Genomic DNA, 14911 nt, shown 5'->3' on the forward strand with positions numbered 1-14911 from the left:
TATGATGTTTAAGCAATACCTGCAAGTAACGAAACCAGGCATCATCTTTGGCAACCTGATCTCGGTGATTGGGGGATTCCTGCTGGCCTCAAAGGGCAGCATTGATTATCCCCTGTTTATCTACACGCTGGTTGGGGTGTCACTGGTTGTGGCGTCGGGTTGTGTGTTTAACAACTACATCGACAGGGATATCGACAGAAAGATGGAAAGGACGAAGAATCGGGTGCTGGTTAAAGGCCTGATCTCTCCTGCTGTCTCGCTGGTGTACGCCACCTTGCTGGGTATTGCTGGCTTTATGCTGCTGTGGTTTGGCGCGAATCCGCTGGCCTGCTGGCTGGGGGTGATGGGCTTTGTGGTTTATGTCGGCGTTTATAGCCTGTACATGAAACGCCACTCAGTCTACGGCACATTGATTGGTTCGCTCTCCGGCGCTGCGCCGCCGGTGATTGGCTACTGTGCAGTAACCGGCGAGTTCGATAGCGGCGCAGCGATCCTGCTGGCTATCTTCAGCCTGTGGCAGATGCCTCACTCCTATGCCATCGCCATTTTCCGCTTTAAGGATTACCAGGCGGCAAACATTCCGGTATTGCCAGTGGTAAAAGGCATTTCGGTGGCGAAGAATCACATCACGCTGTATATCATCGCCTTTGCCGTTGCCACGCTGATGCTCTCTCTTGGCGGTTACGCTGGGTATAAATATCTGGTGGTCGCCGCGGCGGTTAGCGTCTGGTGGTTAGGTATGGCCCTGCGCGGTTATAAAGTTGCTGATGACAGAATCTGGGCGCGCAAGCTGTTCGGCTTCTCTATCATCGCCATCACTGCCCTCTCGGTGATGATGTCCGTTGATTTTATGGTGCCGGACTCGCATACGCTGCTGGCTGCTGTGTGGTAACACAACCTCTCAGTTAAAAAGGTGCTACGGCACCTTTTTTCTTAGCATTAGAAACATATCCCTCTCGAAATATTTACTAAAAAATCCGCATGTTTACCCCATTCGTTTGCCGCTTTACACTAGTCGCGAATTTAAAACAGAGGTGGTAATGAACGATTATAAAATGACGCCAGGTGAGCGGCGCGCGACCTGGGGTTTAGGGACCGTATTCTCGTTGCGCATGCTGGGCATGTTCATGGTTCTGCCGGTTCTGACCACGTACGGCATGGCTCTGCAAGGTGCCAACGAAGCATTAATCGGTATTGCCATTGGTATTTATGGTCTGACTCAGGCCGTTTTTCAGATTCCGTTTGGCCTGCTTTCCGACCGCATTGGTCGCAAACCATTAATTGTCGGTGGGCTGGCAGTGTTTGCCGCCGGTAGCGTTATCGCTGCGCTTTCTGACTCCATCTGGGGAATTATTCTGGGCCGGGCGCTACAAGGCTCCGGTGCGATTGCCGCTGCCGTTATGGCGCTGCTTTCCGATCTCACGCGCGAACAAAACCGCACCAAAGCAATGGCGTTTATCGGCGTGAGCTTTGGCATTACCTTTGCCATTGCGATGGTGCTGGGCCCGATCATCACTCACAAACTTGGGCTGCACGCGCTGTTCTGGATGATCGCTATTCTGGCAACAACCGGCATTGCGTTGACCATTTGGGTTGTACCCAACAGTAGCACTCACGTACTTAATCGTGAGTCCGGAATGGTGAAAGGCAGTTTCAGTAAAGTGCTGGCGGAACCGCGGCTGCTAAAACTCAACTTTGGCATTATGTGTCTGCATATTTTGTTAATGTCGACGTTTGTTGCCCTGCCAGGGCAACTGGCTGATGCGGGGTTCCCGGCGGCTGAACACTGGAAGGTCTATCTGGCGACAATGCTAATCGCCTTTGGCTCGGTCGTGCCTTTCATTATCTACGCTGAAGTTAAGCGCAAAATGAAGCAAGTCTTTGTCTTCTGCGTCGGGTTGATCGTGGTTGCGGAAATTGTGTTGTGGAACGCGCAAACGCAGTTCTGGCAACTGGTGGTCGGCGTGCAGCTTTTCTTTGTGGCGTTTAATTTGATGGAAGCCCTCCTGCCCTCACTTATCAGTAAAGAGTCGCCAGCAGGTTACAAAGGTACGGCGATGGGTGTTTACTCCACCAGCCAGTTTCTTGGCGTGGCGATTGGCGGTTCGCTGGGCGGCTGGATTGACGGCATGTTTGACGGTCAGGGGGTATTTCTCGCTGGCGCAATGCTGGCCGCAGTGTGGCTGGCAGTCGCCAGTACCATGAAAGAACCGCCGTATGTCAGCAGTTTGCGCATTGAAATCCCGGCGAACATTGCCGCAAACGAAGCGTTAAAAGTGCGTTTGCTGGAAACTGAAGGCGTCAAAGAAGTGTTGATTGCAGAAGAAGAGCATTCAGCTTATGTGAAAATCGACAGCAAAGTGACGAATCGCTTTGAGGTTGAACAGGCAATTCGCCAGGCATAAAAGCGAGGCGAAATTGCCTGCTGCGCTACGCTTATCAGGCCTACTAAGTTCCTGATTTACAAACCTTTGTAGGCCGAACCAAGCGTTCATGCCGCATCTGACATGAACAAAGCGCAGGTTGTCGCGATTAATCGCGGAAGTTTTTGAACTGGAACGGCTGACCCAGATCGCCACCGCGCACCATCGCCATGACAGCCTGCAAATCATCACGAGATTTGCCAGTCACGCGGATCTCATCGCCCTGAATTTGCGCCTGCACTTTCAGTTTGCTGTCTTTGATCATCTTGACGATTTTTTTCTGAGTGGCGCTCTCAATGCCCTGTTTCAGTTTCGCTTCCACAAACCAGGTTTTACCGCTATGAACGATATTTTCCGGTACATCCAGTGAACTGCCTTCAATGCCGCGCTTCAGCAGCTTGGCACGCAGAATATCCAGCAACTGATTGACCTGGAAGTCGGACTCGCTCAACACTTTGATGGTTTTGCTGGCGTCGTTCAGCTCAAATGAGGCTTCAACGTTACGGAAGTCAAAACGGGACTCCACTTCGCGGCTCGCGTTATCGACCGCGTTACGTGCTTCCTGAAGATCAACTTCAGAGACAATATCGAAAGATGGCATCTTTTCCTCTCCCTTCATTTTTGATGCGAAGCATAATACCTGCAAAGTTAAATAACCAACAGTCCTGCACCAGGACGTATCCCTTAATTGTGCATAGTCGCAACAGCATGCACAATTAAGGGATAGCCTTATTGAACACCCGGAGTGGTTGCGGGTGAGGAGGAACAATGAAAATTACCGTATTGGGATGCGGTGCCTTAGGGCAATTATGGCTTACAGCACTTTGTAAACAGGGTCATGAAGTTCAGGGCTGGCTGCGCGTACCGCAACCTTATTGTAGTGTGAATCTGGTTGAGACAGATGGTTCGATATTTAACGAATCGCTGACCGCCAACGATCCCGATTTTCTTGCCACCAGCGATCTGCTCCTGGTGACGCTGAAAGCATGGCAGGTTTCCGATGCCGTCAAAAGCCTCGCGTCCACACTGCCTGTAACTACGCCAATACTGTTAATTCACAACGGCATGGGCACCATCGAAGAATTGCAAAACATTCAGCAGCCATTACTGATGGGCACCACCACCCATGCCGCCCGCCGCGACGGCAATGTCATTATTCATGTGGCAAACGGTATCACGCATATTGGTCCAGCACGGCAACAGGACGGCGATTACAGTTATCTGGCGGATATTTTGCAAACCGTGTTGCCTGACGTTGCCTGGCATAACAATATTCGCGCCGAGCTGTGGCGCAAGCTGGCAGTCAACTGTGTGATTAATCCACTGACTGCCATCTGGAATTGCCCGAACGGTGAATTACGTCATCATCCGCAAGAAATTATGCAAATATGCGAAGAAGTCGCGGCAGTGATCGAACGCGAAGGGCATCATACTTCAGCGGAAGATTTGCGTGATTACGTGATGCAGGTGATTGATGCCACAGCGGAAAATATCTCGTCGATGTTGCAGGATATCCGCGCGCTGCGCCACACCGAAATCGACTATATCAATGGTTTTCTCTTACGCCGCGCCCGCGCGCATGGGATTGCCGTACCGGAAAACACCCGCCTGTTTGAAATGGTAAAAAGAAAGGAGAGTGAATATGAGCGCATCGGCACTGGTTTGCCTCGCCCCTGGTAGTGAAGAGACTGAAGCCGTCACCACGATCGACCTCTTGGTTCGCGGCGGTATCAAAGTCACCACTGCCAGCGTCGACAGCGATGGCAACCTGGCAATTACCTGCTCGCGCGGCGTGAAGCTGCTGGCGGATGCGCCGCTGGTCGAAGTGGCTGATGGCGAATATGACGTGATCGTGCTGCCTGGTGGCATTAAAGGCACGGAGTGTTTTCGCGATAGCACTCTGCTGGTTGAAACCGTTAAACAGTTCCACCGTTCCGGGCGTATCGTCGCGGCTATTTGCGCCGCGCCAGCCACCGTGCTGGTGCCGCACGATATCTTTCCGATTGGCAATATGACCGGCTTCCCGACGCTGAAAGACAAAATTCCCGCCGAACAATGGCAGGACAAGCGCGTCGTCTGGGATGCGCGGGTAAAATTGCTGACCAGCCAGGGGCCGGGTACAGCTATCGACTTTGGTCTGAAAATTATCGACCTGTTGGTTGGGCGTGAAAAAGCCCATGAAGTGGCATCACAACTGGTGATGGCGGCAGGGATTTATAATTATTACGAGTAGTGTCGGATGCGGCAAACGTCGCATCTGACCAGATGCGACGTAAAAACCACAAATTACGGGCGATATACCTTCACATTGTTAAAGCCCTGCTCGCGCAGATAGAGCGCCTGCAGACGGCTCATCACCCCGCGCTCACACCACAGCAGCCAGGTTCTGTTCTGGTCGAGATCGCCAAATTTGGTGCTCAGTTTATAGAACGGCAGAGAAACCACATCAATCCCTTCGACTTTCAGTGGCTTATCTTCCTGTTCATCGACAGAACGGATATCGAGAATGACGTCATTCGGGCCGAAGTCATTGACGGTTTCCACTTCCACCACTTCCTGCTCGGTCTGCTGGGCGATTTCGCGGATATCAACGTTATTCGCTTCTTCAACCACTTTATCGAGAATGCTGAAGTCGAATTTCTCTTCTTCCGCTTCAATCTTCGACTTAACCGCTTTCACCGTCGGGCTTTTGGAGATAACACCGCAATATTCCGGCATCGTGCGAGCAAAGTCTTCGGTGCCAATCTGGCGAGCCAGGTTGATGATGTGCTCTTTGTCGTAAGAGATCAGCGGACGCAGGATCAACGTATCGGAGACATTATCAATTAAACGCAGATTGGTCAGGGTCTGGCTGGACACCTGGCCCAGTGCTTCGCCGGTGACCAGCGCCTGTACGCCGTAACGTTCAGCCACTTTAGACGCGGCACGCACCATCATACGTTTGAGGATAACGCCCATCTGACCGTCGTCGATTTTCTCGAGAATTTCCCCGACGACCGGCTCGAAATTAATAGCGACAAAACGCACGCGGTGGGAGCTGCCAAAGCGGTTCCACAGATAATGCGCCACCTGGCGAACGCCGATTTCATGCGCCGCGCCGCCGAGGTTAAAGAAGCAGTAATGCACGCGGCAGCCGCGACGCATCAACATATAGCTGGATACACCGGAGTCGAAACCGCCGGAAATGAGCGACAGTACATCTTCCTGGGTGCCGATCGGGAAACCGCCAATACCTTCGTAGCGGCCTTTAATCAGCAGGAGACGATCGTCTTCCACTTCCAGATGGACAGTCACATCCGGATTGGTCAGCTTCACGCGCGCGGATTCAATATGCTGATTTAAACCGCCGCCGACATAACGTTCCACATCAATCGAGCTAAAATCATGTTTGCCACGGCGCTTCACGCGTACGCAGAAGGTTTTGCCTTCCAGCTGATCGCGATACTGAACCAACGCTTTCTCGAAAATATCGTGCATGTCGGTAAACGGCACGTCTTCGACTTCGAGAATATGGTGGATACCCGGAATACGGGTCAGGGCGTCGCGAATAGTCAGACGCTGGCTTTCATCTTTCGCGCGAACTTCGATGTTATCCCAGTGGCGGACGACAGCGAGCGTCTCATCATAGTGCTTTAAAACGTTACGAATGTTCCCGGTAAGGATTTTTATAAAGCGCAAGCGCACAGATTGGCTTTTGATGGTGATTTCCGGGAACAATTTAATGATAAACTTCATGGCGGCAATGGTTCGTTGGCAAGCCTTAAGCGACTTGTATAGGGAAAAATACAGCAGCCCACACCTGCGGCTGCATCCAGGCGCGGAAGTATACCACTAACATCGCTTTGCTGCGCACATCACCTTACCATTGCGCGTTATTTGCTATTTGCCCTGAGTCCGTTACCATGACGGGGCGAAAAATATTGAGAGTCAGACATTCATTATGCCGAAGAAAAATGAGGCGCCCGCCAGCTTTGAAAAGGCGCTGAGCGAGCTGGAACAGATTGTAACCCGTCTGGAAAGTGGCGACCTGCCGCTGGAAGAGGCGCTGAACGAGTTCGAACGCGGCGTGCAGCTGGCACGTCAGGGGCAGGCCAAATTACAACAAGCCGAACAGCGCGTACAAATTCTGCTGTCTGACAATGAAGACGCCTCTCTAACCCCTTTTACACCGGACAATGAGTAATGGACTTTCCGCAGCAACTCGAAGCCTGCGTTAAGCAGGCCAACCAGGCGCTGAGCCGTTTTATCGCCCCACTGCCCTTTCAGAACACTCCCGTGGTCGAAACCATGCAGTATGGCGCATTATTAGGTGGTAAGCGCCTGCGACCTTTCCTGGTTTATGCCACCGGTCATATGTTCGGCGTTAGCACAAACACGCTGGACGCACCCGCTGCCGCCGTTGAGTGTATCCACGCTTACTCATTAATTCATGATGATTTACCGGCGATGGATGATGACGATCTGCGTCGCGGTTTGCCGACCTGCCATGTGAAGTTTGGCGAAGCGAACGCGATTCTCGCTGGCGACGCTTTACAAACGCTGGCGTTCTCGATTTTAAGCGATGCCGATATGCCAGAAGTGTCGGATCGCGACAGAATTTCGATGATTTCTGAACTGGCGAGCGCCAGCGGTATTGCCGGAATGTGCGGTGGTCAGGCGTTGGATTTAGACGCGGAAGGCAAACACGTACCTCTGGACGCGCTTGAGCGTATTCATCGTCATAAAACTGGCGCATTGATTCGCGCCGCCGTTCGCCTTGGTGCATTAAGCGCCGGAGATAAAGGACGTCGTGCTCTGCCAGTACTTGACAAGTACGCAGAGAGCATCGGCCTTGCCTTCCAGGTTCAGGATGACATCCTGGATGTGGTGGGAGATACTGCAACGTTGGGAAAACGCCAGGGTGCCGACCAGCAACTTGGTAAAAGTACCTACCCTGCACTTCTGGGTCTTGAGCAAGCCCGGAAGAAAGCCCGGGATCTGATCGACGATGCCCGCCAGTCGCTGAAACAACTGGCTGAACAATCACTCGATACCTCGGCACTGGAAGCGCTAGCGGACTACATCATCCAGCGTAATAAATAAACAATAAGTATTAATAGGCCCCTGATGAGTTTTGATATTGCCAAATACCCGACCCTGGCACTGGTCGACTCCACCCAGGAGTTACGACTGTTGCCGAAAGAGAGTTTACCGAAACTCTGCGACGAACTGCGCCGCTATTTACTCGACAGCGTGAGCCGTTCCAGCGGGCACTTCGCCTCCGGGCTGGGCACGGTCGAGCTGACCGTGGCGCTGCACTACGTCTATAACACCCCGTTTGACCAATTGATTTGGGATGTGGGGCATCAGGCTTATCCGCATAAAATTTTGACCGGACGCCGCGACAAAATCGGCACCATCCGTCAGAAAGGCGGTCTGCACCCGTTCCCGTGGCGCGGCGAAAGCGAATATGACGTATTAAGCGTCGGGCATTCATCAACCTCCATCAGTGCCGGAATTGGTATTGCGGTTGCTGCCGAGAAAGAAGGCAAAAATCGCCGTACCGTCTGTGTCATTGGCGACGGCGCGATTACCGCTGGCATGGCGTTTGAAGCGATGAATCACGCGGGCGATATACGTCCTGATATGCTGGTGGTTCTCAACGACAATGAAATGTCGATTTCCGAAAATGTTGGCGCGCTCAATAACCATCTGGCACAGCTGCTTTCCGGTAAGCTTTACTCTTCACTGCGCGAAGGCGGGAAAAAAGTTTTCTCTGGCGTTCCGCCAATTAAAGAGCTGCTCAAACGTACCGAAGAACATATTAAAGGCATGGTAGTGCCTGGCACGTTGTTTGAAGAGCTGGGCTTTAACTACATCGGCCCGGTGGACGGTCACGATGTGCTGGGGCTTATCACCACGCTGAAGAACATGCGCGACCTGAAAGGTCCGCAGTTTCTGCATATCATGACCAAAAAAGGTCGTGGTTATGAACCGGCAGAAAAAGACCCAATCACCTTCCACGCCGTGCCTAAATTTGATCCCTCCAGCGGTTGTTTGCCGAAAAGTAGCGGCGGTTTGCCGAGCTATTCAAAAATCTTTGGCGACTGGTTGTGCGAAACGGCAGCGAAAGACAACAAGCTGATGGCGATTACTCCGGCGATGCGTGAAGGTTCCGGTATGGTCGAGTTTTCACGCAAATTCCCGGATCGCTATTTTGATGTAGCGATTGCCGAGCAACACGCAGTGACCTTTGCTGCGGGTCTGGCCATTGGTGGGTACAAACCCATTGTCGCGATTTACTCCACTTTCCTGCAACGCGCCTATGATCAGGTGCTGCATGACGTGGCAATTCAAAAGCTTCCGGTCCTGTTTGCCATCGACCGCGCGGGCATTGTTGGTGCTGACGGTCAAACCCACCAGGGCGCTTTTGATCTCTCTTACCTGCGCTGCATACCGGAAATGGTCATTATGACCCCGAGCGATGAAAACGAATGTCGCCAGATGCTCTATACCGGCTATCACTATAACGATGGCCCGTCAGCGGTGCGCTACCCGCGCGGCAACGCGGTTGGCGTGGAACTGACGCCGCTGGAAAAACTACCAATTGGCAAAGGCATTGTGAAGCGTCGTGGCGAGAAACTGGCGATCCTTAACTTTGGTACGCTGATGCCAGAAGCGGCGAAAGTCGCCGAATCGCTGAACGCTACGCTGGTCGATATGCGTTTTGTGAAACCGCTTGATGAAGCGTTAATTCTGGAAATGGCCGCCAGCCATGAAGCGCTGGTCACCGTAGAAGAAAACGCCATTATGGGCGGCGCAGGTAGCGGAGTGAACGAAGTGCTGATGGCCCATCGTAAACCAGTACCCGTGCTGAACATTGGTCTGCCGGACTTCTTTATTCCGCAAGGAACTCAGGAAGAAATGCGCGCCGAACTCGGCCTCGATGCCGCCGGTATGGAAGCCAAAATCAAGGCCTGGCTGGCATAATCCCTACTCCACTCCTGCTATGCTTAAGAAATTATTCATGGCAGGAGTGGCAGCATGCAATACAACCCCTTAGGAAAAACCGACCTTCGCGTTTCCCGACTTTGCCTCGGCTGTATGACCTTTGGCGAGCCTGATCGTGGTAATCACGCATGGACACTGCCGGAAGAAAGCAGCCGTCCCATAATTAAACGCGCGCTGGAAGGCGGCATAAATTTCTTTGACACCGCCAATAGCTATTCCGATGGCAGCAGCGAAGAGATCGTCGGTCGCGCACTGCGGGATTTCGCCCGTCGTGAAGACGTGGTCGTTGCCACCAAAGTATTCCATCGCGTTGGTGATTTACCGGAAGGATTATCCCGTGCGCAAATATTGCGCTCTATCGACGACAGCCTGCGCCGTCTCGGCATGGATTATGTCGATATCCTGCAAATTCATCGCTGGGATTACAACACGCCGATCGAAGAGACGCTGGAAGCCCTCAACGACGTGGTAAAAGCCGGGAAAGCGCGTTATATCGGCGCGTCATCAATGCACGCCTCACAGTTTGCTCAGGCCCTGAAGCTACAAAAACAGCACGGCTGGGCGCAGTTTGTCAGTATGCAGGATCACTACAATCTGATTTATCGTGAAGAAGAGCGCGAAATGCTGCCGCTGTGTTATCAGGAAGGCGTAGCGGTGATTCCATGGAGCCCGCTGGCACGGGGGCGACTGACTCGTCCGTGGGGAGAAACTACCGCACGACTGGTGTCTGATGAGGTGGGGAAAAATCTCTATAAAGAAAGCGATGAAAATGACGCGCAAATTGCGGAGCGGTTAACGGGCGTCAGTGAAGAACTCGGTGCAACACGAGCACAAGTTGCGCTGGCCTGGTTGTTGAGTAAACCGGGCATTGCCGCACCGATTATCGGTACATCGCGGGAAGAACAGCTTGATGAGCTGCTGAACGCGGTGGATATCACTTTGAAGCCAGAACAGATTGCCGAACTGGAAACGCCGTATAAACCGCATCCGGTCGTAGGATTTAAGTAAATTTCGCTTTTCACCCATTTTATCTGCTGAATTCCCCATCGTCTGCGATGATGGGGACAAGGTACGTCCCATCACCTTCTGTAACCATAATCCACCTCTGCAAGAGAAATTCTTCGTGAATGAGTTTGCAGCTATTCATCGTCTTCATCCCTTTGAGCGATTTTTGATAGTTTCTCCAGGTAATATCCCCTAAAACTGTCTTATTTAGTCAACGTAAGAGGATTACAATCATGATGAAAACCATCACCAAACAACCGATCCTGTTTACTGATGTACCGGTTGCAGATTTAAGAAACTCAATGAAGCACGATTTAAATCAAAATCTTATTGAAAGGCTATGGAACAAAATTCGTGATTTTTTTCTGGACAGTGATAAACAAAAGGCATTTAAATCGATTCATAAATACATCAATACATTGTCAGTTCTAAATTATAATTCAGCGTTAACTCCAGATCCCAATTTTAATATAGATGCATCGTCAGATTTAGACTCATATTTAAACCTGAAATTTGATAACCTCTCGCCCAAACAAAAGCAGACCACGCTTTGTTGTTTCTGGAATAAAATTGCATCCTCATTGCCAGAGCCATACAACAGCACCATCAAACATAACATTATTTTTTATAAAGTCGGAGAAAATCTGATGATGCGTGGAACTATCTCTATTGTTAACGAGGTAGTAAAGACTTATTCACTCCCAATAGAAAAGGATGACAATGGATATTACGATTTCAGCGGTCTATATCTAGCACACAGCAATATTTCCGGTAAAGATCCCAATAAAGATCCCGCTATAGATTTCGGTATAGATCTGGGAAACTGTAACTGCTCAAATGTCAACTTCGAACATACTTATTTTGATAGCGTCAAGTTTACAAATACGAATTGTACAAATGCGAATTTTAACAGTTGTAGATTTATCAAATGCGATCTAACAAATATGAATTGCACTGGCGCAATTCTTGATAATGCGGTGATATATGGTAAAGAAAAAGAACCTGAGATGCAATATCCAGAAGCAGATCAAATAATACAAAGGATAACTTATCAGAAATCACATGGGAATGAAACGAAAGGGATGATTCTAACTAACTGCTCCTGTGTTAAAACCACTTTCAATTGGGCAGATTTATCAGAAAGTGATTGCCAAAATGTGGACTTTAGCGAGGCTAATCTTTCAAACACTATTCTTCCTGACATCGTCAGGATGAAAGGCACGAAACTTTACCGTACCGACCTTTTTAATCCGATATTAAAAACAGAAGCAGAATCAACAGAAGAAAAAGACATTAGCCCATTAGCAAAAATTATTCTTGACTATATTGAATCAGATAAAAACCCTGAGTCATTAAACTTTGAAGAAAAATCAACAGTTATTAAAATAAAACAAGATATCTATAATTTTATTTTCTACAATCAGCATTTAAAGAAAATATTCAATCGCGCAATGAATCTTCAAGGAAAAATAAGCAGGAAAAAGTATAATGAATTTTTTAAATATATACAAGCAGAAGCCAAACAATATTTCAAAGACCAGTATAAACTAACAAAAAATGATTATTTGAAGAAAGTACCTTTAACTGCACAATTAATTGCAAAATACAAAATGGATGATCAATTGGACCAACTTTTGGTTACCCGTGAAATTCAAGATGAAATAAAATCAAAGATTCAAGACAAAATAGATGAACTTTCTAAAAATTTATTCAACACTATGACCGAAACCATTGAGAATAATTTTGATGATATTTTTCGTCAACAGTCAGAGAATATGAGCAATTATTATGAGTTCGTCGACTGACGATATTTCAGTGTCATTGATTATGAGTGACAAAGATACACCTTGAAATATCGCCGCATAGTATATTCGGTGATGTCGGGTTTTACTTTAACAGAGTGCCCCAAAATTGGGGCACTGTTCATTTATAAATCAAACCGGGTGGTCTGGAATCGCCTACACCTCCCGGTCAATGGCATTTAAAGAATACCCAGCGGCCAGTGATGACCGATAAAGTACAGGATGCCTGCGGAAATCACCCCGGCGACAATATCATCGATCATGATCCCCATGCCGCCATGTACATTGCGATCAAACCAGCGGATCGGCCACGGCTTCCACATATCCAGAATACGGAAAATCACAAACCCGGCGGCAACCCACTGCCAGTCATTGGTCGGCAGCGCCATGAGCGTGATCCACATACCAATAAATTCGTCCCAGACAATGCTGCCGTGATCGTGCACGCCCATGTCTTTCGCCGTTTGATGACAAAGATAGACGCCGATACAGATCCCCAGCATCACCACCAGCGAATAGAGCTGCCAGGGTAAAAAGGTCATTAGATACCAGAACGGAATCGCTGCCAGCGAACCCATCGTCCCAGGAACGATCGGGCTTAATCCACTTCCGAATCCGACAGCAAGCAGATGCCACGGATTACTCATCTTCAGGCGACTTTTCGCGACATCTTTATGGCGTGGCAAAATGGTCATATCCTTTCCAGTCTAACGTGACAGGTTCGCCGTCACGAATAAAACAAAGCCCTTCGATATCGGCGGTCATTTGCCCGATACAGGTAAACGGTACGCCCAGATGTCCGAGAGCCACATCCAGCGCGCCACGGTTCAGTTCCGGCACCGTGAAACACAACTCGTAATCTTCACCGCCAGAGAGCGCCCAGCGCAGCGCCTGTTCCGGTACAACATGGCGAGAAAGCGCATCAGAAAACGGCAGCAATGCCAGGTCAATACGTGCGCCACAGTCGCTGGCTTTCACGATATGCCCGAGATCGGAAATCAGACCGTCAGAGAGATCGATAGCTGAATTTGCCAGATCGCGCAGTGCCTGCCCCTGTAAAATACGCGGCGATGGACGGAGATGACGTTTGATCAAGTAGTCCGCATCTTTAGCATCGGCAACCTGCAAACGGTTTTGCAAAATCGCCAGCCCGGCGGCGCTATCGCCCGGTGTACCGGTCACATAGATCCAGTCACCCGGTTTCGCCCCAGAGCGCGTTAAGGCTCGTCCCATCGGAACAAAGCCGTGGATACCCAACGTCATTGATAATGGCCCACGCGTGGTATCGCCGCCAATGAGTTGCATATCGTAATAATTGAGAAGATCAAACAAACTGTCGCTGAAGGACTCAAGCCACGCTTCGTCTACGTCCGGTAAGGTTAATGCCAGCGTCAGCCAGGCCGGATCGGCCCCCATCGCTGCCAGATCGCTTAGGTTCACCGCCAGTGCTTTATAAGCCAGATCAGCAGGATCGATATCAGGGAGGAAATGGTTGCCCGCCACCAGCGTATCAGTGCTGATCGCCAGGGTCTGTTTCTCGGGGATATTGAGAAGAGCGCAATCGTCGCCGATGCCCAGTTCGACATCAAGACGAGAACTTCTTACACGGTCAAAATAACGGGCAATCAGGGAGAACTCGCCACATGCCATACGTTATGCCTCAGCAGGTAAAAAAGAAAAGGCCGGCGATCATGGAACGGTCTTCCGTGAATCTACCGGCCTGGATATTACTTTTTGTTAGGGCGAATCACAGGTGCTGCTTTATCGAGGACGCCGTTGACGAACTTATGGCTGTCTTCTGCGCCGAACGATTTCGCCAGTTCGATCGCTTCGTTAATGGCCACTTTGTATGGCACATCGCTACGTTTAGACAGTTCGTACAGCGCAATGCGCAGTACTGCTTTTTCTACCTGTCCCAGTTCTTCCAGCAGGCGGGACAGGTATGGCTTCATCAGTCCGTCGAGGTATGCGGTATTAGTCGCCACCCCGGCCAGCAGCTCACGGAAGTACAGGACGTCAACGTCTTTTACATCCTGTTCAGCCAGGAACTGGTATTCAACATCAGCGATGTCGTTCTGGGACAACTGCCAGGAGTAGAGCGCCTGGACGGCACACTCACGAGCGCGGCGACGAGCAGCAGGTTTCACGGATTTCCCCTTACTAATTTCAGGCCTTGATGGCTTTCAATACATTAATCATTTCAAGCGCGGTCAGTGCAGCTTCTGCACCTTTGTTGCCAGCTTTGGTGCCAGCACGTTCGATCGCTTGTTCAATGCTTTCAGTGGTCAGAACCCCAAAAGCAACCGGAATTTCGCTGTCCTGGGCAACATGCGCCAGGCCGTTGCTTGCACCACCAGCGACATATTCAAAATGGGCAGTGCCACCACGAATAACCGTACCCAGCGCAATCACCGCGTCGTATTTACCGGTTTTAGCCAGTGCACCCGCCGCCAGCGGCAGCTCATAGGCACCAGGCACCCAAACAACGGTAATGTTTTCATCTTTTACCTGACCGATACGTTTCAGTGCATCAATTGCACCTTCCAGCAGGCTGTCATTGATAAAGTTGTTGAAACGCGCGATGGTGATGGCGACGCGAGCGTCCGGGGTAGCAACGTTAGCTTCAATAATGTTCATTTTCTTCCTTCGGGTTCGAGTATGGCCCCGCAGGGGGGCGGATTTTAGCATAAT

Annotated in this window: 15 protein-coding genes; 9 read left to right on the forward strand and 6 right to left on the reverse strand. The window is 50.3% G+C overall.

The features are described 5' to 3' along the window. The first annotated feature begins 1 nt into the window (after position 1). Both cyoE and ACJHW7_RS14400 read left to right on the forward strand, forming a co-directional pair. Positions 2 to 892 carry a heme o synthase gene (cyoE, locus tag ACJHW7_RS14395; protein ID WP_000971336.1) on the forward strand — a complete coding sequence of 297 codons (891 nt, stop codon included), beginning with the start codon at positions 2 to 4 and terminating at the stop codon, positions 890 to 892. Between the two features lie 148 nt (positions 893 to 1040). Further along, complete coding sequence (locus ACJHW7_RS14400; protein WP_021556562.1) at positions 1041 to 2405, forward strand: MFS transporter; 1365 nt, start codon at positions 1041 to 1043, stop codon at positions 2403 to 2405. 127 nt (positions 2406 to 2532) lie between these two features. On the opposite strand, the gene yajQ is transcribed toward ACJHW7_RS14400, so the two are convergent. Beyond that, the gene (gene yajQ / locus ACJHW7_RS14405) at positions 2533 to 3024 is read right to left on the reverse strand and encodes a nucleotide binding protein YajQ (RefSeq protein WP_001138904.1); all 492 of its coding nucleotides are present in this window, start codon (positions 3022 to 3024) and stop codon (positions 2533 to 2535) included. 167 nt (positions 3025 to 3191) lie between these two features. Here yajQ and panE point away from each other — a divergent pair, with 167 nt between their 5' ends. Continuing rightward, positions 3192 to 4103, forward strand: a complete 912-nt coding sequence (gene panE / locus ACJHW7_RS14410; RefSeq protein ID WP_000705865.1) for a 2-dehydropantoate 2-reductase — start codon at positions 3192 to 3194, stop codon at positions 4101 to 4103. Then, positions 4066 to 4656, forward strand: coding sequence for a protein deglycase YajL (gene yajL, locus ACJHW7_RS14415; RefSeq protein ID WP_001276325.1), 591 nt, complete (start codon positions 4066 to 4068; stop codon positions 4654 to 4656). The genes panE and yajL overlap by 38 nt, the downstream gene beginning before the upstream one ends. Positions 4657 to 4709: 53 nt before the next feature. Here yajL and thiI read toward each other — a convergent pair whose 3' ends face one another. Then, complete coding sequence (gene thiI / locus ACJHW7_RS14420) at positions 4710 to 6158, reverse strand: tRNA uracil 4-sulfurtransferase ThiI (RefSeq protein WP_001612508.1); 1449 nt, start codon at positions 6156 to 6158, stop codon at positions 4710 to 4712. Between the two features lie 205 nt (positions 6159 to 6363). Here thiI and xseB point away from each other — a divergent pair, with 205 nt between their 5' ends. From xseB to espY3, 5 genes are all read left to right on the forward strand, one after another. Next, entirely contained in the window at positions 6364 to 6606 is a 243-nt protein-coding gene (gene xseB / locus ACJHW7_RS14425; protein ID WP_001124935.1) for an exodeoxyribonuclease VII small subunit, read from the forward strand. After that, complete coding sequence (gene ispA, locus ACJHW7_RS14430) at positions 6606 to 7505, forward strand: (2E,6E)-farnesyl diphosphate synthase (RefSeq protein ID WP_000347217.1); 900 nt, start codon at positions 6606 to 6608, stop codon at positions 7503 to 7505. Before xseB ends, ispA begins: the two co-directional genes overlap by 1 nt. Positions 7506 to 7529: 24 nt before the next feature. Continuing rightward, positions 7530 to 9392: a 1-deoxy-D-xylulose-5-phosphate synthase gene (dxs, locus tag ACJHW7_RS14435; RefSeq protein WP_000006815.1), complete on the forward strand. Its 1863-nt coding sequence runs from the start codon at positions 7530 to 7532 to the stop codon at positions 9390 to 9392. Between the two features lie 54 nt (positions 9393 to 9446). Next, positions 9447 to 10421, forward strand: coding sequence for a 1-deoxyxylulose-5-phosphate synthase YajO (yajO, locus tag ACJHW7_RS14440; protein ID WP_001199817.1), 975 nt, complete (start codon positions 9447 to 9449; stop codon positions 10419 to 10421). Positions 10422 to 10651: 230 nt separating this feature from the next. Continuing rightward, positions 10652 to 12223, forward strand: a complete 1572-nt coding sequence (gene espY3, locus ACJHW7_RS14445; protein WP_021556561.1) for a T3SS effector pentapeptide repeat protein EspY3 — start codon at positions 10652 to 10654, stop codon at positions 12221 to 12223. 176 nt (positions 12224 to 12399) lie between these two features. Here the strand turns inward: espY3 and pgpA are convergent, their stop codons facing one another. The 4 genes from pgpA to ribE all read right to left on the reverse strand — a co-directional run bounded on the left by pgpA (position 12400) and on the right by ribE (position 14857). After that, positions 12400 to 12915 (reverse strand): phosphatidylglycerophosphatase A, encoded by a 516-nt coding sequence (pgpA, locus tag ACJHW7_RS14450; protein ID WP_000154043.1) that lies wholly within the window; start codon positions 12913 to 12915, stop codon positions 12400 to 12402. Then, a complete protein-coding gene (gene thiL, locus ACJHW7_RS14455) occupies positions 12893 to 13870 on the reverse strand; it encodes a thiamine-phosphate kinase (RefSeq protein ID WP_000742111.1) in 978 nt (325 codons plus the stop codon). Before thiL ends, pgpA begins: the two co-directional genes overlap by 23 nt. A 77-nt stretch (positions 13871 to 13947) precedes the next feature. Further along, a complete protein-coding gene (gene nusB, locus ACJHW7_RS14460; protein ID WP_000801125.1) occupies positions 13948 to 14367 on the reverse strand; it encodes a transcription antitermination factor NusB in 420 nt (139 codons plus the stop codon). 19 nt (positions 14368 to 14386) lie between these two features. Then, positions 14387 to 14857, reverse strand: coding sequence for a 6,7-dimethyl-8-ribityllumazine synthase (gene ribE / locus ACJHW7_RS14465; protein ID WP_001021161.1), 471 nt, complete (start codon positions 14855 to 14857; stop codon positions 14387 to 14389). Positions 14858 to 14911 lie beyond the last annotated feature (54 nt).

The organism is Escherichia sp. WS1152 (assembly GCF_046487665.1).
Classification (GTDB): domain Bacteria; phylum Pseudomonadota; class Gammaproteobacteria; order Enterobacterales; family Enterobacteriaceae; genus Escherichia; species Escherichia coli.

Bases quoted from the DNA above. Each gene is read 5' to 3' on its own strand.
- yajL (WP_001276325.1), top strand. From the start codon at position 4,066: ATGAGCGCATCGGCACTGGTTTGCCTCGCCCCTGGTAGTGAAGAGACT.
- ribE (WP_001021161.1), bottom strand. From the start codon at position 14,857: ATGAACATTATTGAAGCTAACGTTGCTACCCCGGACGCTCGCGTCGCC.
- panE (WP_000705865.1), top strand. From the start codon at position 3,192: ATGAAAATTACCGTATTGGGATGCGGTGCCTTAGGGCAATTATGGCTT.
- dxs (WP_000006815.1), top strand. From the start codon at position 7,530: ATGAGTTTTGATATTGCCAAATACCCGACCCTGGCACTGGTCGACTCC.
- ACJHW7_RS14400 (WP_021556562.1), top strand. From the start codon at position 1,041: ATGAACGATTATAAAATGACGCCAGGTGAGCGGCGCGCGACCTGGGGT.
- ispA (WP_000347217.1), top strand. From the start codon at position 6,606: ATGGACTTTCCGCAGCAACTCGAAGCCTGCGTTAAGCAGGCCAACCAG.
- yajO (WP_001199817.1), top strand. From the start codon at position 9,447: ATGCAATACAACCCCTTAGGAAAAACCGACCTTCGCGTTTCCCGACTT.
- xseB (WP_001124935.1), top strand. From the start codon at position 6,364: ATGCCGAAGAAAAATGAGGCGCCCGCCAGCTTTGAAAAGGCGCTGAGC.
- cyoE (WP_000971336.1), top strand. From the start codon at position 2: ATGATGTTTAAGCAATACCTGCAAGTAACGAAACCAGGCATCATCTTT.
- yajQ (WP_001138904.1), bottom strand. From the start codon at position 3,024: ATGCCATCTTTCGATATTGTCTCTGAAGTTGATCTTCAGGAAGCACGT.
- thiI (WP_001612508.1), bottom strand. From the start codon at position 6,158: ATGAAGTTTATCATTAAATTGTTCCCGGAAATCACCATCAAAAGCCAA.
- thiL (WP_000742111.1), bottom strand. From the start codon at position 13,870: ATGGCATGTGGCGAGTTCTCCCTGATTGCCCGTTATTTTGACCGTGTA.
- espY3 (WP_021556561.1), top strand. From the start codon at position 10,652: ATGATGAAAACCATCACCAAACAACCGATCCTGTTTACTGATGTACCG.
- pgpA (WP_000154043.1), bottom strand. From the start codon at position 12,915: ATGACCATTTTGCCACGCCATAAAGATGTCGCGAAAAGTCGCCTGAAG.